This window comes from Paenibacillus aurantius, assembly GCF_032268605.1.
In the GTDB taxonomy this organism is placed as follows: domain Bacteria; phylum Bacillota; class Bacilli; order Paenibacillales; family NBRC-103111; genus Paenibacillus_AO; species Paenibacillus_AO aurantius.
The window spans coordinates 2,575,365-2,597,096 of record NZ_CP130318.1; the positions used below are offsets into that span (position 1 = coordinate 2,575,365).

Genomic DNA, 21,732 nt, shown 5'->3' on the forward strand with positions numbered 1-21,732 from the left:
GGCGGATGACATGAAGCGTTACGCTGCCCTGCTGCCCTGCCTGATCATGATGGGCCTAATCTTCTATTTCTCTTCCCGAACGGGGGATGAACTGGATTCGGTGCTTCCTTTCTTCCAACATCTGTTTCCCGGCATGAAAGGATTTGACGGCGGGCATTTTGTCGCTTATTTTCTTCTGGCTCTGACCTATTTGTGGTCGTTTCGGACGCCGCGGCCTCCATGGGTAGTGAAGGCGGCGGTAGTCCTCCTATGTCTCCTCTATGGGGTCACCGATGAATTTCATCAAATGTTTGTTCCCAAGCGCAGCCCGGATTTTCACGATCTGCGCAACGACGGCATAGGAGCGGCTCTAGCGATGCTGTTCGTCTCCTCTCCTCCTGTGGCGAAGGCCTATGCCAAGCTCCACTACTCCAGTAAATCCCAGAGCGTAAAAGAAGGATTTTCCCAGAGGAAGTAGAAATTATCTAGAAATGTCATACGCTGTGGGATTTGAAGGAGTGGAATTGTCGTGAACAAACCTTGTCCATGCGGCCGCCGGATGCATATCAAGCTGCGGACGGTCATCTACCAGAACAAAGTGGAAATAGACAACGTTCCGATTTATTGCTGTGAAGAATGCAGTAGGAGTGAGGTCTATCCCCCGGTCAAACCGAACCTGACAGGCTTTATAGGAACCCTTGGATCCGATCCCGGCCGGCGTCAGTACCAATTCAATGAAATGTGTGAGTTGGCGGATCTTATGAAGAAAGTGACCGAAAAAGAAAACCATCACCTTCCGGTGGAGAGGATTCTGGAAGACCGGATCAACGAGCTTCTGGATCTGCTTCTGCTCGCCCAGTCTTTGTCCGATCAAGCATGGGCCGAAGATATCCGCGGAAGACTTTCGCAAATTTCGAGCCATCATCCGGCCAAAGGATGAACAGAATCGCTCTTTTTCTACCCAAGCCGCCTTCAAAAGTGGCTTTTTTTCTTTTTTTTTGTTAGTATTAGTCCAAACCTACCCAACCCCCGTCAAGCGGAAATATCCGGCATAATGGGCCAGGGTACTGATGTAAGCTTACCGGACAGGGCTTGTCATTGCGTAAAGCTGTCTTTTGTCGTATCATGTTTCTAATGCAGAGAAGAACGACAATCAAATTAAGACAAATTGGAGAGAGTTAACGTGACCGTAACCATTTATGATGTAGCTCGCGAAGCCGGGGTGTCGATGGCCACCGTCTCCCGTGTAGTCAACAACAATCCGAACGTGAAACCGCAAACCCGCAAGAAGGTGTTCGAAGCGATCGAACGGCTTGGGTACCGCCCGAATGCGGTAGCCCGCGGCTTGGCAAGCAAGAAGACGACCACCGTTGGAGTGGTCATTCCGGATATTTCGAACAACAACTATGCCGAGGTGGCGCGGGGGATTGAAGATATCGCGACCATGTACCACTACAATATTATTCTGTGTAATGCCGACAAGAAGAAAGAGAAGGAGATCCGCGTCATCAACACCCTGCTGGAGAAGCAGGTGGACGGGCTGTTGTTCATGGGCGGAACGGTGACGGAGGAGCATATGGAAGCCTTCCGCACGTCCTCGGTGCCGGTGGTGCTTTGTGCCACATCCGATGAGAACAACGCCATGCCGGGAGTGGATATCGACCACGAGAAGGCGGCTTTTGACGCGGTCAGTGTCCTTATTGCGAACGGCCACCAGAAGATCGGCATGATCAGCGGGACGCTGGAGGATCCGGCTAACGGCTTTGCCCGTTACAACGGCTACAAGAAGGCGCTGGAGAAGGCCGGCATTCCTTTCCGCGAGGATTATGTAAGGGTCGGCAACTATCGTTATGAATCGGGAATGGAAGCGATGAACTACTTCCTTTCCCTGGAAGACCGCCCTACGGCCATCTTCGCCGCAACGGATGAAATGGCCATTGGAGCCATACATAAGATCCAGGACCAAGGATTGAGGGTGCCCGAGGATATCTCCGTGATGGGTGTGGACAACAGCCGCATGGCCTCGATGGTTCGCCCTAAGCTGTCAACCGCGGCTCAGCCCATGTATGACATCGGGGCGGTTTCGATGCGGCTTCTGACTAAGCTCATGAATAAGGAAAATGTCGAGCAGGTCAAATATGTTCTCTCTCACGAGATCATAAACCGTCAATCGGTGGCTCACCAAGCGTGAGCCTTTTTTTACGTTTAGGCCCTTTGGCCGGCAGGAGAGGAGACTAACCGCGATGACTTATACAAAAGTAGGTCTGATTGGAGCCATGGTTGAGGAGATTGAGTTGTTCCATGAGCATATGAAGGAAGTGACCGAGCACGAGAAAGCCGGGATCACCTATTGGGAAGGCACGTTTCAAGGCAAGCCGGTGGTGCTGTGCCGGTCGGGAGTAGGCAAGGTCAATGCCGCCGTCTGCACGCAAATTTTGATTGACCGTTTCGGGGTGGAGGCGGTTGTTTTTACCGGGGTAGCAGGGGCTTTGGATCCGTCGCTTGAGATCGGAGATATTGTGATTTCCACCGAATGCTTGCAGCATGACATGGATGTGCGGGCCTTGGGCTTTGAGAGAGGGGTTATTCCGTTCGCAGAGGCTTCGGTCTTCCCGGCCGACCCTGGACTTTCCGACAAGGCCTATGAGGTGAGCGAGTCCCTCTTCGAAGGAAGAACCAAGCGCGGACGTGTGCTTTCCGGCGACCAGTTTATCGCAAGCCGTGAGACGGTAGCCGAGCTTCATCGGGAGCTTAACGGAGCCTGCACGGAGATGGAAGGGGCATCCGTCGCCCAAGTGTGCCACATGAATGGAGTTCCTTTCGTGATTCTCCGTTCCATGTCGGACAAAGCGGACGGCTCCGCGCACATCAACTTCCCCGAATTTACCAAGCAGGCTTCCCTTCATTCCTACCGCATTGTGGAAGGGCTTGTGGGGAAGATATAAGCAGAAGTCGAAGAAAAACAAGCCGTAAAAATAAGCCGTCTGGCAGAGAGTCGATCTCTTGCCCGGCGGCTTTTTGTGATGAACCCAGAGGGTAATGGGAAGGTCTTATTTGTTCAGGTAGAGCATCGCAAGCTCTTTGGTCACTTTATTCTTCGCTGTGATATCGATCCGCCGGGGCATCGGCGTCCAGCAATCCACCGGGTCCAGCCAGGTGGGAGGAAGCTCGACAGGACTTTCCGGCTGCCAGCGGTCCAGCCACTCCAGGGGCAGGGGAAGCTTCGGGTTCTCCTCCAGCTGCTTCAGCAGAGGGTGATCGGTCATCGTAAGCCAGACGAGGCTCCACGCCCGGGGGACTACTCTCCACAGGTCATAGCCTCCGCCGCCGAGAGCAATCCATCGGCCGCCGCACCAGGTGTGGGCCAGCTTATGAATGAGGGCGGGCATTTCCTTGTAAATTCTCATGCTGCAGTGCACATGGGCAAGCGGATCGTACGCATGGGCGTCGCAGCCATGCTGCGAAACGATGACATCGGGCCGGAAGGTGGCCGCCGTCCGTTCCAGCACCTCCTCGAAGCATTCCATCCAGGAATCATCCTCGGTATACGGCTCGACCGGAAGGTTGACGCTGAAGCCGAAGCCTTCTCCCTCACCGCGTTCCGGAACGCCTCCCGTTCCCGGGAACAAGTATTTTCCCGTCTCGTGAATGGAGAAGGTGCAGACATCCGGGTCCGAATAGAAGGACCACTGGACCCCGTCTCCGTGATGGACGTCGGTGTCGATATAGAGCACCCTGGCCTGGTATTCCTTCTTCAGGTGAGCGATGGCAATGGAGGCATCGTTGTACACACAGAAGCCGGCGCCCTGATTCCGCAGCGCGTGATGAAGGCCTCCGCCCAGGTGTAGGGCATGCTTGGTTTCGCCTTTCATAACCAGTTCGGCAGCCAGCAGCGAGCCTCCCACGACATGGGAGGTAATCTCGTGCATGCGCGGAAAGAAGGGGGTATCCTCCGTCCGCAGGCCGTACCGCTCGGCCGCACTTAGCCACGGCTCCCGGGGAGAAGGGCAGCTAAGCTCGCGAACGGCTTGGATGTATTCTTCCGAATGGACCAGCAGGAGCTTCTCGGCTTCTGCGGTTATAGGCTTACGCAGGGCTTCTTCCGGCAGGGCGCCCATGCGGTTCAGAAGATCGACCGTCAGGTCGAGTCTTTTTTGATTAAAGGGATGTTCGTCGTTAAATCGGTAATCGCTTTCCTCGGGATCGTATATGAAAACGGATGCATCTTTCACCGGAAATTCCTCCTAAAGGATAACAACGCTCCTGTCTACCATAACACAAAAACCGCAAAAGGGGGCAGGCCCCCTGACGTTTAATACATAAACCGCTGCTGAAAACGCACCTTGTCGAACTGTTCTACGGAAGAAATCGGAACCTCCTTGCCGATTCGCACCATAAGACAATTGGCGGGATGCGAGCAGATTTCGGGATCGTCGGTGGCGAACCAGACCATGTCCACATTCTTCATGAGATCCTCCATCATTTTTCGGTAGTCCCATATGGACAAGCCGCTGGATTGAAGATCCCAGTGCCAGTAATATTCGGTTGTAAAAACAATGACATTCTCCAACTGTTCGTCCCGGAAGGCGAGCTTGATCAGCTCTTTGGCTATCCCAAGTCCTCTGTATTCGTTGGCCACCTCTACGGCGCCCAATTCAATAAGATCCACCATGTTCCCCTGTGACCAGCGCTCCATCTCATCCGGATAATGGAAGGTAACGTAGCCGACAATGGTTTCCCCGTCCCGGGCAAGGATGATCCGGCCTTCCGGAAGACCGGCGATTTCAACCAACGCCTCCTGCTGATCCTTTGGACGGCGGAAGGCATCCAGGTCCCGGTGCATAACGAGGCGGGAGACCTTCTCCGCCGGCACCGGCCCTTCGAGAACGACCTCTTTATTTTTACCATGCAGGGTCATCGTTTGATACCGTTTAACATGCTCCATAGGTGATTGGCCCCTTTATTTGGCTTATACCTACTTATAACAAACTTTTGCGACGATTAAAAGAAATAGGCTTACCGTAAGCGCTATGCTATAATAGAAGTGCGAAAAACGTCACAATTCTGATGTAAGCGTTTAATATCGAAAGAAAGCAGGGATAGAGGATGGAGCAAACGAATTCGGAAATCGTACCGGTAACCGCGGACCGGAGCAACCTGGGAAACTATAACGAGGCCAGGCAGAATTTCAGCTGGGAAGAGGTTGAAAAAGACTTTTCCTGGTCGACAACGGGGAAAGTAAATGCGGCTTACGAGGCCATTGACCGTCACGCGGAATCGGGACGGAAAGATAAAGTAGCGCTGTATTATTCGGACAATACGCGTGACGAGCAGTATACATATGAGCAAATGAAGCGCCAGTCGAACAAATTTGGAAACGTTCTCCGCAAAATGGGCATCCAAAAGGGAGACCGCGTCTTTATCTTCATGCCGAGAACGCCTGAGCTGTACTTCTCGCTTCTCGGAGCCATCAAGATCGGAGCGGTGGTGGGTCCGCTTTTTGAAGCTTTCATGGAGACGGCGGTCAAGGACCGGCTGGAGGACAGCGGAGCGGCAGCCATCATCACTACGCCCTCCCAGCTCTCCCGCGTGCCGGTTGCGGATCTTCCGGAGCTGAAGCATGTGATCCTCGTGGGGGATTCGCCTGAGCTTGCGGAAGGCCAGTACGACTTCCACAAAGAAATGGAGCAGGCTTCGGATGAGCTGGACATCGAATGGGTGGACCGCGAGGACGGTCTTCTGATTCATTATACCTCCGGGTCGACCGGCAAGCCGAAGGGCGTGTTCCATGTCCATAACGCTATGGTCCAGCATTATTACACCGGCAAGATCGTTCTGGATCTCCGGGAAGACGATGTGTACTGGTGTACGGCTGACCCTGGCTGGGTAACGGGAACATCCTATGGAATCTTCGCTCCTTGGCTGAACGGAGCCACCAACGTGATCCGCGGCGGCCGCTTCAGCCCGCAGGATTGGTACCAGACAATTGCACGTTACAACATCTCGGTTTGGTACAGCGCTCCGACGGCTTTCCGTATGCTGATGGGAGCCGGAGACGATGTGGTTGAACAGTTTGACCTTTCCTCACTCCGTCATGTCCTTAGCGTAGGCGAGCCACTTAACCCGGAAGTCGTACGCTGGGGGCTTAAGGTATACAACCAGCGTATTCACGATACGTGGTGGATGACGGAAACGGGCGGCCAGCTCATCTGCAACTACCCTTCGATGGAGATCAAGCCGGGCTCCATGGGGAAGCCGATTCCGGGCGTTGAGGCGGCCATCGTGGACGATGCGGGCAACGTGCTTCCGCCGTTCCGGATGGGCAATCTGGCCATCAAGACCCCTTGGCCGTCGATGATGCGCAAAATCTGGAACAATCCGGCCAAGTACGAGGAGTATTTCCGCTTGCAGGGCTGGTACATCTCCGGCGACTCCGCCTATCAGGATGAGGACGGGTATTTCTGGTTCCAGGGACGAATTGACGACGTGATCAACACGTCCGGTGAGCGCGTCGGCCCGTTCGAGGTCGAAAGCAAGCTGGTCGAGCATCCTGCCGTCGCCGAAGCCGGTGTCATCGGCAAGCCGGATCCTCTCCGCGGAGAGGTCATCAAGGCGTTCATCTCCCTGCGGGAAGGATTCGAGCCGTCCGATGAACTGAAAGCCGATATTGCCAAGTTCGTCAAAGTAGGCCTTTCCGCTCATGCCGCACCAAGAGAGATTGAGTTCAAGGATAAGCTTCCCAAAACGCGCAGCGGTAAGATCATGCGCCGGGTTCTGAAGGCTTGGGAGCTGAACCTTCCGACCGGAGACCTCTCGACCATCGAGGACTAATCCTACATCCTAAACAAGACCTCACCTTAAACAAGACCCCGCCGTTCCGGAAATGTCCGGAACGGCGGGGTCTTGTTATTGCATGCCTTTATTTCTTAACTTCGATAGAGGGGGAGGGAGGGGACTCCCCGGAGCGGTTCTCCGCGGTGACCCGGTAGAAGCCTTCGGTGACATTCGACATATGCAGGTAGCCGTTAATCGGAGAGGTGCCCAGCTTGCGGTAAGAACCGTTCTCCTTGTTGCTGTAATAGACGGTATACTGGGTCACCTGCTCGGAAGAAGGACTGGCGTTCCAGGAAAGCTGAACCGACATCCCTTCCGATTTGGCCCTCAGGCCGGAAGGCGAGCCGGGCTTGCCTTCTTTCCCATCGCTGGGTCCTTCCGGCTTGCTGCTGCCGCCTTGCGGGTTCCCTCCGATAGGCAGAATGGCCGAGTTGGGGTCGAACAGGCTTCCGTCGCCGGTAATGGCCTGGCTTGGAGGAGACTCCTTGCCGGCCACGTCCACGGCCGTTACGTAGAAGGTGGAGAAGCCCCCCGCGAGCGGAACGTTGCGGAACATGGTCTCATTCCCGGCTTCAATGATTTGGCCGGGAACCCGCTGGAACGGTCCGCGGTTAACGGAGCGGTAAAGCCGGTACCCGACGACATCCTTGCTGCCCGAGGCCGAGAAGGAAAGGCGTCCGCTTTCTCCATTGGCGGTAAAGACCAGCCCTCCCGGAGCGCTTGGAGCAGCACCGTCATCGGTACGGGGATCGGTATCCACCGGAGCGTCATTGTCCGCATCGAGCGGGACATAGAAGCTGAGCGGCCTGCGGCGGTCCTTCGCCACTTTGTCCATCACGCTGGAAATTTTGCCGAGGATCGAGCTGATGGGCTCCTTGCGTTTGATCACGACCTTCTCATGAAGGAACTCCTCCGGCGTCTCCGGATGGGGGACATAGTTGACCCCATTGTAGGAGATGTATTTCATCGGAATCATCACGTCGTCCACTTCGGTAGGGATAAACTTCTTGTTGAACAGATCGGTCACCAGATGACCGGAGCTCGCCACGAGATCGCTTGGAAGCTTGCCGGACAGATTGGAGACGGTCATCTCGACAATATTGGCCGGACGCTTGAATTCCTTGGTGGCGAACAGCTCCGGCTTCTTGTTAATGGCTTCGTCCATAACCAAGGCCCAGATCGCTTTGGCCCGGTTCTTGCCGGCGTTGCTCAGCTTGTTGACCGGCTTCTCGTAGCCGGCCCAGACGCCGACGGTAATATCCGGCGAGTACCCCATGAACCAGGCGTCGGCGTCATCCTGGGTCGATCCCGTTTTGCCGACCACGGGAATCTGACCGTAATGCTTGAAGTCCTTCTTAAGCGAGACGGCGGTCCCGTCGGTGATAACCGTACGCAGCATATCCGTCATCAGGTAGGCGGTTTCCTCGGAGAAGACCGAGGCCGGCTTGCGTTCATGCTCATAGACCGTTTTGCCTTGGGAATCGACGATTTTGCTGATCATGTACCCGTCGTTAAACGTTCCCTGGTTCGCGATCGTGGCGTACGCGTTCGTGAGCTCGGATACCGAAACGCCTTTGCTCAGACCGCCGATTACCCCGGTTTGGGCCGCTTCATCGGATTTTGTAATGGTGTTGATCCCCATTTTTTTGGCGTAGGTCCAGGCTTCCTTGATGCCTACGTCGTTTAAGAACAGCTTGATGGCCGGGATATTGTAGGACTGGTTCAAGGCCTTGCGGGCTGTAACCAAGCCATGGAAGTCATCATCCCAGTTCTCGGGAATATGATAGCCCTTGGAGCCGTCCTTGAGAAGGATCGGCACGTCGTCAATGACCCCGGCCGGCTGGATGGCGCCTTTCTCGAGAGCCGGCACATAAGCGGCGATGGGCTTCATGGTGGAACCGGGCTGCCGGAAGGTACGTGTGGCATGGTTGACCTGGTTCTCAAAGTTTCGTCCTTCGATCATCCCGAGGATGGCGCCGGTCTTGTTCTCCATGAGGACGGCACCGACCTGCTCGGCACCTTTGACCTTATCGTCGGGCGAGAAGTTCTTCTCGTTCTGGGCAATGGCCTGCATGGCGTCATAAATCGTTTTGTCGATGGTCGTATAGATCTGGTAGCCGCCGCGGCGCAGGGTAATGCGCATTTCCTTCAGAGCGGCGGAGTAGGCCTCCGGATCCTTCTCTTGATCGAGTTTAGGGTTGTTCACCTTAAGAAGAATTTCAGCCGTTTTCTCTTCGGCTTCGATCATCAAGTAAGGATAAGTATTGTAAGCCTTCTCCTGCTTCTCGGAGAACGTGGAGGCAATATCAAAGTTCAGCGCTTCCTGCAGCTGCTCCTCGGTAATATAATTTTCCTTTCTCATGCTGCGCAGAACCTGCTGCTCCCTTACAATCGCTTTCTTGATGTTGTCCTCGTCGCGGATGCCTTTGCTGTTGTACGTGGAGAAATTGCTCGGCTGCTGGGGAATTCCCGCCAAGTAGGCGCACTGGGCAAGGTTGAGCTGGTTCAAGTCCTCCACGTTGAATATCCCTTTGGCCGCCGCTTTAATCCCGTACAGGTTGTAGCCCGTTGCTCCATTCCCGTAAGGAACCTTATTCAGATAAGCCGTTAATATTTCATCCTTCGACATATACCGTTCGAGACGAAAGGAAAGCAGAAGCTCCTTGAACTTCCGGCTCATCTCTTTGTCAAGGCTGAGAAAGACACGGCGGGCGAGCTGCTGGGTCAGCGTGCTTCCTCCCGTTTGAATCGGTTCGTTCAGCAGCTTCTCCTTGGCGGCCCTTAGGAAGCCGCTTACGGAAACGCCGTGATGCTCATAGAAATTGGCATCCTCAATGGCGATGACGGCATGGCGCAGCGTCTCGGGAATTTCGCTGTGGGTGGCAAGCCTCCGGTCTTCGTCCGTCCGAAGCTGGCCCAATTTCGTTCCATCGTTGAAGTACACGAATCCGGTCTGGGCATCGTCCTGCATTTCCTTCATTATGTACTCCCGGCTTCGGACCGGATCGTCTTTCACGAGGGCGGAGACATACCCGAAGGCGACCCCCGCACCGAGAAATCCGGTGATGATTCCGCCAATCACCAGCCATTTAATCGTTAGGAGCAAAAAGAGTCCCGATTTACGGTAAAACGGCCGGCGAAAATGGGCCAACCCCCGCTTCAGTTTATCTTTGAACATTCAGAAACCTCCTTAGAACAGCTACATTATAGCACAAAAGCGTTAAAATGGGGGTGGAGGGCTGCTGGATGCTTTAGGAAAGAGGGGCGGCCGGGTTCGGCATACAGGCTCCGGTTGACTTTGTTGGTAAGAAATGATATATACTTAACATAAAATTTAATCTCAAAAAGCGTTGAAGGACAGGAGCGGATCCGTTATCCGCTCCGCAGTAGAATGCAAGCTGCAGCATTTCAGAGAGCCGGTGGGAGGTGCGAACCGGTACAGGCGGCATTCGAATTACCGTCCGGAGCCGGGGAAGGGAACAAGCGGGAGGGCTTCCGTAAAGCTCCTGTTTCATTATCTTCCTACCGGGGCAATCCCGTTATTCCTTGTGGAGTGAAAGTACACCGCCTGCCTGGTAAGGGCTGGTCAGGGTGTGCTTTAAGTAGGGTGGTACCGCGAGCTAAGCCTTCTCGTCCCTTGTGGAGACGAAAGGCTTTTTTCTATTTCTGTCGAGAGGGGTTTGCAAGCATGGTTAAATGGAATGAATTAAGCGAAGAGCAGCAGAAGGAGGTCAACCGCCAGTGGGAGCTGTTCAGCCGGGGTGCGGCCGAAATTGTACCTGAGGAAGAGCTGAAGGACAAGATCATTCAGTCCGTCGCCACCGGGACTCCTTTGAAAGTAAAGCTGGGGCTCGATCCTTCCGCACCCGATATCCACGTGGGTCATACGGTGGTCCTGCATAAGCTTCGTCAATTCCAGGAGGCGGGGCATCAGGTTCAGCTGATCATCGGGGATTTCACGGGAAGAATCGGAGACCCCACCGGAAAATCAGAAACCCGCAAGCAGCTGACCGAAGAGGATGTGACCCGCAACGCGGAAACCTACCGGAAGCAAATTTTCAAAATTCTTGATGCGGACAAGACCCAGGTCTACTTCAACAGCGAATGGCTCGCTCCGATGACCTTTGCGGATGTGGTTGGGCTGTCGGCTAAGCTGACCGTTGCCCGCATGCTCGAAAGGGATGACTTCAGCAAGCGTTATGCCGGCGGCCTGCCGATTCATATCCATGAATTCTTTTACCCGCTCATGCAGGGATACGATTCCGTTGCCTTGAAGAGTGACGTGGAGCTGGGGGGAACGGATCAGAAGTTCAATCTCCTCATGGGGCGTACGCTTCAGAAGGAATACGGGGTGCCTGCGCAGGCGGCGCTCATGCTGCCGCTGCTTGAAGGGCTCGACGGCGTGAACAAGATGAGCAAAAGCTTGGGTAACTACATCGGGATTGATGAGGCTCCTAACGAGATCTACGGCAAGTCGATGTCTATCCCGGATGAACTCATGATCAAATACTACGAGCTGGCTACCGACATCTCTAATGAGGAGCTGGCTGCGCTGCGCCAGGGGCTGACGGACGGAACCGTTCACCCGCGGGATGCCAAAATGAAGCTGGCCGCCTCCTTCGTAAGGATGTATCACGGGGAAGAGGCCGCGAAGGAAGCGGAGCAGCATTTCGTGACGGTCTTCCAGCAGCGTTCGCTTCCGGATGAGATTGAGGAGGTTACGGTTCCGTCCTCCGAGCTCGATAACGGCAAGATCCGGCTCGTGAAGCTGCTCGTGACCGCCGGCCTTCAAGCCTCCAACGGGGAAGCCAAGCGGAGCATTCAGCAGGGAGCCGTCAAGATCAACGAAGAGAAGAACGACGATCCCCAAGCGGAGATTGCCCTGGCCGATGGGGACATCATCCAGGTGGGCAAACGTAAGTTTGCCAAAATCCGACTGGCCTAACGCTGCCTATTGGCCCTTTGGCCATAGGTACTTTCGGCCGAGGACACCGGCCGTGCCGGATAACGGTGCAGGCTCATCTAACAGCAAAAAAGCGTGCCTTCGAAGGGAAGAAGGCACGCTTTTTTGCTATGGACGGTGGCAGAAGGCGGTCATGGATCAACCACTGGTTCCCGCCTGCCCCCAAAAGAAAACCCCCGGAGAAAGACTCCGGGGGAAGGATCCGATTAGCGGCTGTAGAACTCGACGATTTGCTTCTCGTCGATTTCTTGAGACAGCTCGGAACGCTCAGGAAGACGAACATAACGGCCTTCCATAGCGGTATCGTTGAAATCAAGGTAAGCGGCAATGTGGTGGCGGTTGCCTACGGCTTCTTTGATGGAAGCGAGGCCGCGGCTTCTTTCACGAAGACCGATTACGTCGCCAACGGAAACGGTGTAGGAAGCGATGTCCACTTTCTTGCCGTTAACTTGTACGTGTCCGTGGGAAACCAGCTGACGCGCGCCGGCGCGTGAGTTAGCGAACCCAAGACGGTAAACGAGGTTATCCAGACGGCTTTCCAGCAGAACCATGAAGTTCTCACCGGAAATGCCTTTCATTTTGGAAGCTTTCGTGTACAGGTTGCGGAATTGCTTCTCGTTCAAGCCGTACATATGGCGAAGCTTCTGCTTCTCTTGCAGCTGCATGCCGTAGCCGCTAATTTTTCTTTTTTGCCCTGGGCCGTGCTGGCCTGGAGGGAAAGGACGTTTTGCCAATTCTTTGCCGGTGCCGCTCAGGGAGATGCCCAGGCGACGGCTGAGTTTAAATTTAGGACCTGTGTAACGAGACATGTATCAATGGCTCCTTCAGCTTTTTAGTTTTGGGTTTGTGTGTAGTTGGGTAAAACGTGATGGGGTTGATCCCGGTCGTGCCTGACTTTGTTTAAAGAGACGTTGAGCCTCCTGGCAAGCATGTTCAGCCGCAGTCCTGCCAGCAACAAAATCAGCGAGGGTTGACACGACGTATCAACAAATAGGTTGGTTCACACAACATCTAATTCTATAAGATATCGATGCTGCATGTCAAGGGCATTTAGGCTCGTTAAGGAAGGATATCAGGTAGGAAAGCGGGATTTCTAGTGCAATATTCATATATTCATAGTATGATGACAGTAAGAAACGACAGCATTCGATCTTACCTTATGCCGAACAAAGGAGCTCCTAATGAAGGACTGTCCTCAAGAGTCTTCCTCCCCTGAAAGCTGTTATCTTCCCCCCGCCGGCCCTGTCCGGATGGCGGAAGCTTCCCTAATGGTTAACCTGCCCTGCCGGGAGATTCCGGATGAGCCGGCTCTACTCCTGTACCGGTCGGTGGTAAGCGGATTTGCCCTTTGGAAGGAGCAGCTGCCTCCGGAGAGGGAAGGTCTGCTATATATGTATACGACGAATGGAATGGAAGACAAGCTGGGCTTGGACCGGGAAGAGGGCACGGTATGGTACTGCGTCCATGAGCTTCCGGAGGATGCTCGGGACCTGTGGAAGCAAGCAGGCTTCTGCCTGCAGTCGGGCATCCGATCGGCGTGGGAAGGAGCTTTTGGAGTTCCGCTTGCTGACCAAGATGGCAGGGCAATTGCTGTTGTCGGCCTTTTCGGCCTCGCGGAGAAATCGGAAGCTTATATGGAGAAGTGGGGGAACAGGACGGCTGCCGCTCTGGTTCCTTATGTGCTGCTTTCCTGGGAGAGGGAATTGTCCCGTCTCAGGGAAGATAGAATTCGAGCTCGCGAACAGCTGATATCCTGTAAAGAGGAAGTCTTCAAGCTGTCTGAGCGGCTCTTCTCTCTAAATGACGGGCCCTCCATCTTAACGGAGCTGCTCGATTCGCTTCACCGGTTTTTCCCGAATTTTCGGGTAGACCTGCTTCTTTCCCAGGACAGCCAGGAGGGAAGCCTCCCGGCGAAGCCCTTGAGCATTTTTAACGGAACCAGCCAGATCTCTATCCGGGCGTTCATGGAGGGACGTCTCCTTACCGAAGGAGGACCGGAGGGGATTCGGGAGCTGGCGGCTCCCCTGGCAGGCAAGCAGGGCGTGTACGGCGTCGTTCATTTCCTGCATGAGAGAGGGGCCGAGCTCCGTTTGGATACGAGCGTGCTGGAATCGGCGATCCGGGCGGCCGGCGCGGCGTTCGAGAACGCTCTGCTGTACGAGCAGTCCAATCTGCTCGTCGCAGAGCTGCGGCTTATTAATGAAATTACAAGAAGGCTGAACGAAAGCTTGAAGCTGAAAGAGATCTACAGCTTCGCTTCCTCGGAGCTGATCTCTATTTTCGATGCGGATTTCTGCTGCATTCTCCAGCACGACCGGAGCAGCAAACAGATGATCGTCCAGGCAAGCAATCTGCCGGCCCTTGAGCAAGCGAAGTTTACGCTTCAGGAAGGTTATGCCGGATTGATTTACGAAACCCGGGAGCCGGTAATCGTCTCCGATTACAGAGAGAACCGGACGTTCGCTTCCCGGCTCATGGAAATGACGGACTCGCGCTCTTTAATCGGGTGCCCCTTGTATGTGAATGGGGAGGTGATCGGAGTCATCCTGGTGACTCACCGGTATCCCCATTATTTTACGTATGACAATTACAAGCTTCTCCAGGTGCTTTCCGGGCATATCGGCTTGGCGATGGCGAATGCTTCCCTGCATGCGGAAGTAAGAAGGATGGTCATCACCGACAACCTGACGGGCTTGTACACGAGGCATTATTTGAACGAGCAGGTTTCCCACATGCAGCATAAGGACCAATGCGGTTCGCTGATTGTAGTGGATATCGACGATTTTAAAGGCATCAACGATACGTACGGTCATCTGGTAGGAGACCGCATTCTCATCCAGGTCAGTACGATCGTCCGTTCATCCATCCGGGAAACGGATATCCCCGCCCGGTGGGGTGGGGAAGAGCTGGCCATTTATCTCCCCCAGATCGGAAGCGATGCCGCTGTCCGCATAGCGGAAAGAATTCGCTGCCGGGTGTTGAGTGAGACGGATCCGACGGTCACCGTCTCCTGCGGCATTTCGGACTGGAGATACGGGGACGGCAAGATCAGCGTGGAATCGCTTTTCTACAAATCGGATATGGCCTTGTACAAAGCCAAGCACGGCGGAAAGAATCAACACCGGATAGGGTAAGGATAACAGGGAACTTGGCCGTTCCTTGGTTACAGGGAGCGGGAATGCCAAGGAGGTAGATTGTTTTTTGAGAATGCCATCCATCAAGAAATGCATAATGTACGCAGGTATCCTGGCCGCGGCCGCCTGGCTCATTTATTTTCTTTTCTTCACCCGGACCGGTCTCCGGTTAACGCACGTCAACATGCGGGATTTGTCGGAGGACCTTCAGGCTCTCGGGCCTTATGCGCTTCTTCTCGGTATGCTCGCGGTTTTTATCCAGACCCTTATCCCGATCGTTCCTTTTATGCTGGTGGCCGGGGCGAATGTTCTTGTCTTCGGGCTTGTCCAAGGAGTTACCATCAACTACATGATGGCCTGTATCGGGGCCGCTGCCGCCTTTTTCTTCGCCCGTTATTACGGGCACTCCTGGGTGGAGAAGAAACTGGACCGGTATCCGGCGGTGCTGGAGTTCAACAAGCGGCTGGAAACCCATGGCTTCTTCTATGTTCTAGTCGGGCGGCTTATTCCCATTCTCCCTTCGACAGCCATCAATCTAGGGGCGGGCGTAAGCAAGATTCGAGTCTCTCACTTTATTCTGGCAACCCTAATCGGGAAGCTCCCGATCGTCTACCTGGAGTCCACCATCGCCCATGACATGCTTCATATTCACAGGTACAAGGGCCGGCTCGTTCTCTACGTGGTCATCTTCCTCGTGCTGCTGTATATTGGGAGTTTGTTTAAAAGCAAAATCACCGGGAAATCCAATTCCCCCAAAAAGTAAGACACTTCGTATTGCATGCAAGCGCTTGAAAAGGTATCATAAAGAAGATTTAACCGATTTCATAATCAAATGGAGGGAATACGATGTCCAATTCCAGCAATGCAGCGATTGTGGAAATTTCCCAGACGGCGAACAAGTTTCGCTCTTCGATCGTTCTGCAGTACGAAAACAAGTATATCGACGTAAAAAGCATCCTTGGTCTATTCACCACTTTGCTGACCAGCGGACAGTATAATCTCCATGTCCACGGTCCCGATGCGGAAGAAGCCAAGACGGCCATGAGCGAAGTCTTTGCCAAGCACAACATGGCGGTAAACGTAATCACCGATTAATTAAGAAAGAACAATCAAGCATTTCGCCCGGGCGGAATGCTTTTTTGGCCTATGGGCGTCTCAACCCCCATTCCGGCGATTCTCTTGTATCTTCCGGCGATTTCGTCTAATATAAGGCATAAAGGAATTGTTCTTTACGGACGGGGGGAAGGATCATGACTTCATCTGATCTATTGTTGAATTTAAATCAGAAAGCACTCACTCTTCTTCAGGAAGATGCCGATAAAATCGAGAAGTTGATTGAAGTTCAGATGGAGAATTTGACAACCCGGAAATGTCCCCTCTACGAGGAAGTGCTGGATACCCAGATGTACGGGTTCTCCCGGGAAATTGATTTTGCCACCAGAGCGGGGCTAATCAGCGAATCAACCGGCAAGCAGCTTCTGAGCAAGCTGGAGCGCAACCTGGCGCAGCTGTATGAAGCCTTAAATATAAAAGAGTAACTCCCGCGGGAGTTACTCTTTTATATTTATCAGGCGTATAACCGGGCGGCGAACCTCAAACGAGGAAGAAGGCGATGCCGAGAATGAGGTAGACGGCGATCAGCAGCACGCCTTCGTACCAGTTGGTCGAGCCGTCCCGCGATATGGATTTCGCGATGAAGACGCTGACTCCGATCGCCACGAGCTCCGCAACGGTAAAGACAATGTTCATGGTCTCGCCCATGAAGAAGCTGATGAAGACCAGCACGGGGGCCACGAACAAGGCGATCTGCAGGGAGCTGCCGATGGCGATCTCGACGGCGGCTCCGATTTTGTTCTTCATGGCCAGCATAACCGCGGCGGAATGCTCGGCGGCGTTCCCGATTATGGCGATCAGGAAGGCCCCGACGAAAAGCTCGGACAAGCCGAATAGATGGGCGAATTCCTCCACGGTTCCCACCAGCCATTCGCTGACCAGGGCGACCATAACGGTAGCCACGACCAGATAGAGGATGGAGCGTCCTTTGCTCCACGGAACCTCCTGGTGTTCGTCCACTACCTGGGAATCCGCGAGCTCGTCCTTATGGGTCACCATGGAGAAGTACAGCCACAGGAAGTAGCAGACGATCAGAATACCGGCTACCACGAGACTGAGGGTATTCGTTTCCCCTGGGGTCAGCTTGGTAAAGAACATGGCCGGGATGAAGAGGGCGATGACCGCAAGGAGCATCAGAGAAGCATTATGCCCGGCCAGCATGACGTTGTAACGCTGGGTTTTGAATTTGATGCCGCCCAGGAGAACGCTCAGGCCAAGGACCAGCAGCAGATTGCCGATGATCGAACCGGTAATGCTCGCCTTTACCATTTCGAACAGCTGCGGCTTGCCGTTTACGGCATCCTTGATCAGGATGATGGCGATGATCAGCTCGGCGGCGTTCCCGAAGGTGGCGTTCAGGAAGCCTCCTACCCGTTCTCCCGCGTAATGAGCGACACTCTCCGTAGCTTTGCCGAGAAACCCGGCTACGAAAATGACCGCGACACAGGAGAGAATGAATTGCAGGATAGGACCTTGATGCGTGTAGTGGGCCACTCCGGCCGCCACGAAAAAGATTCCCAACCCGATAAAAAACAACTTCTGCTTCACAGGTTTCCACTCCCATACAGGTTCGTTTCCAAGATTGCCTAACTCATTTTATTACAAAAGTTGGCCGGGGGCAAACTCCCAATCGCCGAAAGGCCGAGCGTTGACTCGTTGACAGCGCCTTTATTATAATAGATGAAAAGGGAGTGAGCCGATGGCAGAAGAAAACCAAGCAGGATTTATTCGCATATCCGATGACGTAGTATCCACCATCGCAGGGCTTGCCGCTATGGATACCCCAGGAATTTCGGGGATGTCCGGAGGAATCTCGGAGGGCCTGGCCAAGCGGCTGAGCGGCAAAAACGTCCAAAGGGGCGTAACCGTTGAAGTCGGCCAGCTGGAAGCGGCCATTGACCTTCGGGTTATCGTGCATTACGGCACGAACATTCAAGAGGTTTGCCATGAACTGCAGCTGAACGTGCGGGAAGCCGTGGAGAACATGACAGGCCTTCGAGTAGTGGAAGTAAACGTTAAGGTGGAGGGCGTAGCCTTCCGAGAGCGGGAGGAAGAGCCCGAGGATCCGAACCGCGTCAAATAATCCAGGCATAAAGAAAGAGAACTTGTCCACTTGGTCAAGTTCTCTTTTTGTTGGGGGACGGTTTGGTCTGATCCCGTGAGATGCTGAGCACCATGCCCATGGAGATCATGGTAGCAAGTACCGATGACCCGCCGTAGCTGATCAGGGGAAGGGTGATCCCCGTCATCGGGATGGAATTCGTTACTCCGCCGATGTTGATCAGGGTCTGGATGGCAATCATGCTCATGATGCCTACCCCGATGAGGGACGCGTATGGATCGGGGTTGCGCAGGGAAACGACGATTCCCCGCCATACAAACAAGCAGTACACAAGGAGGAACAGGCTCGTCCCCAGGAAGCCCAGTTCTTCCCCGATAATGGCAAAGATGAAATCGCTGTGCGATTGGGACAGAAAGTTGATTTTCTGAATGCTTCGGCTCAGCCCGGTTCCCGTAAACCCTCCATGCCCGAAAGCGAGCAGGGAATTGACCATCTGGTAGGTGGAATCCGAGCTGTCGGACCAGGGGTCGAACAAAGTCGTGATCCGCTTTAGCCGGTAATTGCTCGAGTTAGGGTTGCTCAGGTAGGAAAGGCCGAAATAGGCGATACCAAGAGCAAGAGCTGATCCTCCAAGCACGAAGATATGCTTCAGGTTGGCTCCCCCGATGGTGATGATGACCATGGCGCCTAAGACCAGCACCAAGCACGAACCCAAGTCAGGCTGCAGCATAATCAGGAAAGCCAGGATACCTGTGATTACCAGGCAGGGGATCAGCCCTTTTTTAAGGTCGTACATCTTGTCCCCTTTTTTGCGGATCAGGTTGGCCAAATACAGAATGACGGCCAGCTTGGCGAACTCGGCAGGCTGCAGATTGAAAGGCCCCAAGTCGATCCAGCTTCGGGCCCCGTATTGGGTGTCCCCGTTTCCGATGAAGAGAACCAGCACCAGCAAGAGTAGGACAATCGCGAACAAAGGCAGGGTCCATTTCTTCAGCTTGCTGTAAGGAACATTCATAAAAAACAGCATGCCGACGGCGCCCAATCCGACCGCAACGGCCTGCTTCTTGGCGAAGATGAAGGAGTTGTCATATTTAAAGGTAGACACCATCGAGCTGGAGCTGTATACCATCATCAACCCGAAGGCGACGAGAGCAAGGGTCAAGAACAAAAGCAGAAAGTCCGGTGTTCCTCGCCTTGGGGAAGTCATAAGACTACCTTATTCCGCCAGGAGCTGCTTCAACTTGGCGATCTTGTCCTGTGCTTCCTTCAAGATGCTTGGCGGGATCGGTGCATCGTAGTCCAGTCCGTGCGGGAAGGAGGTTTTGCCTATGTAGGTTTCCGTAAGGACCAGAATGGAGTACGGGTTCTCCAGCTTACCGGATTCCACACGGGAGTTGATCCGCAGGTAATATTCGTCTGTTCCGTTTTTATCCGTCATCTTGTAGTCGTAGGTTGCCCGGTAGGACTCCCATTGGCCGCGGAAAAAGCCGAGCTTCTCGGTCACCTCATCGAGATGCGCAAGGTCGCTCTTCAATCCCTTAAGTCCGGCATTTTCAATAATCATATGTGGTACGCCTCCTGAGTCTGTTTGTTACTCATGATAGTATGTTTCCCTTACTTGTGCAAGCCTTAACCCGCCGGGCGTTCCGAGCAATTGTGGCTAATTTGTGGATTTGGTAGAATGCATATAGAGACCCGGATTGACGAAGCGAAAGGGGGACAAGATGAGCGAGACCTTAGAACAACAGCTGGACGAATGGTTTCCGCGAATGATCGAATGGCGCCGGCACCTTCATCGGAATCCCGAGCTTTCGTACCGAGAAACCGAGACCTCCCGCATGGTGGCGGAAGTCTTAAGAAAGCTGGGATTGGAAACCGAGACGGGAATCGGCGGCCACGGAGTAACCGGTCTGATCGACAGCGGAAAACCGGGGCCGACCATCGCCCTAAGGGCGGATATGGACGCCTTGCCGATCCGTGATGGGAAATCGTGCGATTATGCATCACAGGTGGACGGCGTCATGCATGCCTGCGGACATGATGCCCATACGTCCGTCCTGCTCGCCGCGGCGGGAATCTTGAAAGAACGCAAGGAGCACTGGAGCGGAAAGATCAAGCTGATCTTTCAGCCAGCGGAGGAAATGAGTCCGGGAGGAGCGCAGCCGATGATCCGTGACGGGGTTCTCACCGGGGTCGACGCCATCTATGGCATTCATCTCTGGACACCTTATCCGGCCGGAAGCATTTCAACCCGGCCCGGCCCTTTTATGGCGGCAGCCGACGAATTTACCATTACCATCAAAGGCAAGGGAGGACATGGCGGCCTTCCTCACGAAACGGTGGACAGTCTCGTGGTAGGGGCTCATCTGGCCGTTAACCTGCAGGCGATTGTGAGCCGGAACCTGGATCCGACTGAACCTGGTGTGGTGTCCATCGGCTCCATCCAGGCGGGAACGAGCTTTAATGTCATTGCCGATCTGTGTACACTGAATGGAACGGTGAGAACCTTTAACGTGGAAGTCCGGGACTATATTCGGCAGCGTCTCAAAGAAATAACGCGGCACACCTGCGCCATGTTCGGGGCGGAAGGCGAGGTGGAGTACAAGCTAGGCTACCCTCCGGTCATCAACCATGAGCGGGAAACGCAACGGGTGTGGAAAGCGGCGGAGGCTCATGCGGACGGCGAGGTCTTCACGTCTCCCCTGATTATGGCGGCGGAGGATTTTGCCTACTATTTGCAGAAGGTTCCGGGCTGTTTCCTCTTCGTGGGAGCCGGGAATCCGGAGAAGGGCATCGTGCATCCGCATCATCACCCCAAGTTTGACATCGACGAAAGCTGCATGAGAACGGCGGCGCGTCTGTTCGTCCGTCTGGCGGAGGGGTATACGGACCTGCCGGTGCGGCAGCCCGGTGAATGAATCCCGGTCGTTTGGACAGCCTATGGAAAACCCTTGCTCTGCCATTAAGCGGGCGGGGATCCAACTTAACAACAGGAGGCTTCCATCCTTGACGACCCTTAAAGAAATCATGACCCGGGACTGCGTAACTGTCACGCTAGAGGACAATGTATACGAAATCGCCGTCAAAATGAAACAGCATGACATCGGGTTCATTCCCGTTGTCGACGGCAAGCAGCTAATTGGTGTGGTAACGGACCGGGATTTGGTCGTCCGCGGCTATGCGGAGAAGCGTTCCGGCTCGACGGCTGTGAAAGAGGTCATCAGCGAGAAGACGGTCACGGCTTCTCCCGACATGACCGTCCGCGAAGCGGCGGAATTAATGGCACGTGAACAAATCCGCCGTCTTCCCATCGTCGAGAACGGGGAATTGGCCGGCGTTGTGGCGATCGGGGATTTGGCGGTTCGCCAAAAGCTCGAAGACGAAGCCGGACAAGCACTTAGCCGCATCTCCGAACCGGACTTGAACGAAACCCAAGCCTATCACTAATGGAAACCCGGCTTCCAATCGGCTTATCTTGAAGAACATTAAGAAACGGCAATCCACCTGCGGAGTGCCGTTTTTTTGCTGTTGAGAGAGACCTGAACCGAGGACCAACCGGGGAATTTCAAGGAATTTCTTCCTAATTCGCAAAAATCTTGTCGAATTAGACCACCTTCCTATGGACGTCTCTCTTTTCTCTATTTTAT

20 protein-coding genes are annotated in these 21,732 nt (G+C 54.2%); 13 read left to right on the forward strand and 7 right to left on the reverse strand.

Annotated elements, in window-relative coordinates; genetic code table 11:
* Positions 1 to 10: 10 nt before the first annotated feature.
* The 4 genes from MJA45_RS11605 to MJA45_RS11620 all read left to right on the forward strand — a co-directional run bounded on the left by MJA45_RS11605 (position 11) and on the right by MJA45_RS11620 (position 2,924).
* Positions 11 to 457: a VanZ family protein gene (locus MJA45_RS11605; protein WP_315607411.1), complete on the forward strand. Its 447-nt coding sequence runs from the start codon at positions 11 to 13 to the stop codon at positions 455 to 457.
* Between the two features lie 51 nt (positions 458 to 508).
* Complete coding sequence (locus tag MJA45_RS11610) at positions 509 to 919, forward strand: hypothetical protein (RefSeq protein WP_315607412.1); 411 nt, start codon at positions 509 to 511, stop codon at positions 917 to 919.
* A 243-nt stretch (positions 920 to 1,162) separates the two neighbouring features.
* On the forward strand, positions 1,163 to 2,170 hold the full coding sequence (gene ccpA / locus MJA45_RS11615; RefSeq protein WP_315607413.1) for a catabolite control protein A: 1,008 nt from the start codon (positions 1,163 to 1,165) through the stop codon (positions 2,168 to 2,170).
* Between the two features lie 52 nt (positions 2,171 to 2,222).
* Positions 2,223 to 2,924, forward strand: coding sequence for a 5'-methylthioadenosine/adenosylhomocysteine nucleosidase (locus tag MJA45_RS11620; RefSeq protein WP_315607414.1), 702 nt, complete (start codon positions 2,223 to 2,225; stop codon positions 2,922 to 2,924).
* Between the two features lie 105 nt (positions 2,925 to 3,029).
* On the opposite strand, the gene MJA45_RS11625 is transcribed toward MJA45_RS11620, so the two are convergent.
* Both MJA45_RS11625 and MJA45_RS11630 read right to left on the reverse strand, forming a co-directional pair.
* Positions 3,030 to 4,211, reverse strand: coding sequence for an acetoin utilization protein AcuC (locus MJA45_RS11625; protein ID WP_315607415.1), 1,182 nt, complete (start codon positions 4,209 to 4,211; stop codon positions 3,030 to 3,032).
* Positions 4,212 to 4,291: 80 nt separating this feature from the next.
* A complete protein-coding gene (locus MJA45_RS11630; protein ID WP_315607416.1) occupies positions 4,292 to 4,924 on the reverse strand; it encodes a GNAT family N-acetyltransferase in 633 nt (210 codons plus the stop codon).
* 161 nt (positions 4,925 to 5,085) lie between these two features.
* Here MJA45_RS11630 and acsA point away from each other — a divergent pair, with 161 nt between their 5' ends.
* The gene (gene acsA, locus MJA45_RS11635) at positions 5,086 to 6,810 is read left to right on the forward strand and encodes an acetate--CoA ligase (protein ID WP_315607417.1); all 1,725 of its coding nucleotides are present in this window, start codon (positions 5,086 to 5,088) and stop codon (positions 6,808 to 6,810) included.
* 88 nt (positions 6,811 to 6,898) lie between these two features.
* Here acsA and MJA45_RS11640 read toward each other — a convergent pair whose 3' ends face one another.
* On the reverse strand, positions 6,899 to 9,991 hold the full coding sequence (locus MJA45_RS11640) for a transglycosylase domain-containing protein (RefSeq protein WP_315607418.1): 3,093 nt from the start codon (positions 9,989 to 9,991) through the stop codon (positions 6,899 to 6,901).
* Between the two features lie 510 nt (positions 9,992 to 10,501).
* Here MJA45_RS11640 and tyrS point away from each other — a divergent pair.
* Positions 10,502 to 11,758: a tyrosine--tRNA ligase gene (gene tyrS, locus MJA45_RS11645; protein WP_315607419.1), complete on the forward strand. Its 1,257-nt coding sequence runs from the start codon at positions 10,502 to 10,504 to the stop codon at positions 11,756 to 11,758.
* Between the two features lie 224 nt (positions 11,759 to 11,982).
* On the opposite strand, the gene rpsD is transcribed toward tyrS, so the two are convergent.
* Positions 11,983 to 12,585: a 30S ribosomal protein S4 gene (gene rpsD / locus MJA45_RS11650; protein ID WP_315607420.1), complete on the reverse strand. Its 603-nt coding sequence runs from the start codon at positions 12,583 to 12,585 to the stop codon at positions 11,983 to 11,985.
* 441 nt (positions 12,586 to 13,026) lie between these two features.
* Between rpsD and MJA45_RS11655 the strand changes: the two genes are divergently transcribed.
* The 4 genes from MJA45_RS11655 to MJA45_RS11670 all read left to right on the forward strand — a co-directional run bounded on the left by MJA45_RS11655 (position 13,027) and on the right by MJA45_RS11670 (position 16,448).
* Positions 13,027 to 14,910: a GGDEF domain-containing protein gene (locus MJA45_RS11655; RefSeq protein WP_315607421.1), complete on the forward strand. Its 1,884-nt coding sequence runs from the start codon at positions 13,027 to 13,029 to the stop codon at positions 14,908 to 14,910.
* 97 nt (positions 14,911 to 15,007) lie between these two features.
* Complete coding sequence (locus tag MJA45_RS11660; RefSeq protein WP_315607422.1) at positions 15,008 to 15,673, forward strand: TVP38/TMEM64 family protein; 666 nt, start codon at positions 15,008 to 15,010, stop codon at positions 15,671 to 15,673.
* Positions 15,674 to 15,756: 83 nt separating this feature from the next.
* The gene (locus MJA45_RS11665) at positions 15,757 to 16,005 is read left to right on the forward strand and encodes an HPr family phosphocarrier protein (RefSeq protein WP_315607423.1); all 249 of its coding nucleotides are present in this window, start codon (positions 15,757 to 15,759) and stop codon (positions 16,003 to 16,005) included.
* Between the two features lie 155 nt (positions 16,006 to 16,160).
* The gene (locus MJA45_RS11670; RefSeq protein ID WP_315607424.1) at positions 16,161 to 16,448 is read left to right on the forward strand and encodes an Fpa/YlaN family protein; all 288 of its coding nucleotides are present in this window, start codon (positions 16,161 to 16,163) and stop codon (positions 16,446 to 16,448) included.
* A gap of 55 nt (positions 16,449 to 16,503) precedes the next feature.
* On the opposite strand, the gene cax is transcribed toward MJA45_RS11670, so the two are convergent.
* Positions 16,504 to 17,571, reverse strand: coding sequence for a calcium/proton exchanger (gene cax, locus MJA45_RS11675; RefSeq protein WP_315607425.1), 1,068 nt, complete (start codon positions 17,569 to 17,571; stop codon positions 16,504 to 16,506).
* A gap of 151 nt (positions 17,572 to 17,722) precedes the next feature.
* On the opposite strand from cax, the gene MJA45_RS11680 reads away from it, so the two are divergent.
* The gene (locus tag MJA45_RS11680) at positions 17,723 to 18,106 is read left to right on the forward strand and encodes an Asp23/Gls24 family envelope stress response protein (RefSeq protein ID WP_315607426.1); all 384 of its coding nucleotides are present in this window, start codon (positions 17,723 to 17,725) and stop codon (positions 18,104 to 18,106) included.
* 34 nt (positions 18,107 to 18,140) lie between these two features.
* On the opposite strand, the gene ftsW is transcribed toward MJA45_RS11680, so the two are convergent.
* Positions 18,141 to 19,292: a putative lipid II flippase FtsW gene (ftsW, locus tag MJA45_RS11685; protein WP_315607427.1), complete on the reverse strand. Its 1,152-nt coding sequence runs from the start codon at positions 19,290 to 19,292 to the stop codon at positions 18,141 to 18,143.
* A gap of 9 nt (positions 19,293 to 19,301) precedes the next feature.
* A complete protein-coding gene (locus tag MJA45_RS11690; RefSeq protein WP_315607428.1) occupies positions 19,302 to 19,649 on the reverse strand; it encodes a YugN family protein in 348 nt (115 codons plus the stop codon).
* 160 nt (positions 19,650 to 19,809) lie between these two features.
* Between MJA45_RS11690 and MJA45_RS11695 the strand changes: the two genes are divergently transcribed.
* Both MJA45_RS11695 and MJA45_RS11700 read left to right on the forward strand, forming a co-directional pair.
* The gene (locus MJA45_RS11695; RefSeq protein WP_315607429.1) at positions 19,810 to 21,003 is read left to right on the forward strand and encodes a M20 family metallopeptidase; all 1,194 of its coding nucleotides are present in this window, start codon (positions 19,810 to 19,812) and stop codon (positions 21,001 to 21,003) included.
* Between the two features lie 109 nt (positions 21,004 to 21,112).
* On the forward strand, positions 21,113 to 21,532 hold the full coding sequence (locus tag MJA45_RS11700; protein WP_407083153.1) for a CBS domain-containing protein: 420 nt from the start codon (positions 21,113 to 21,115) through the stop codon (positions 21,530 to 21,532).
* The last annotated feature ends 200 nt before the right edge of the window (positions 21,533 to 21,732 follow it).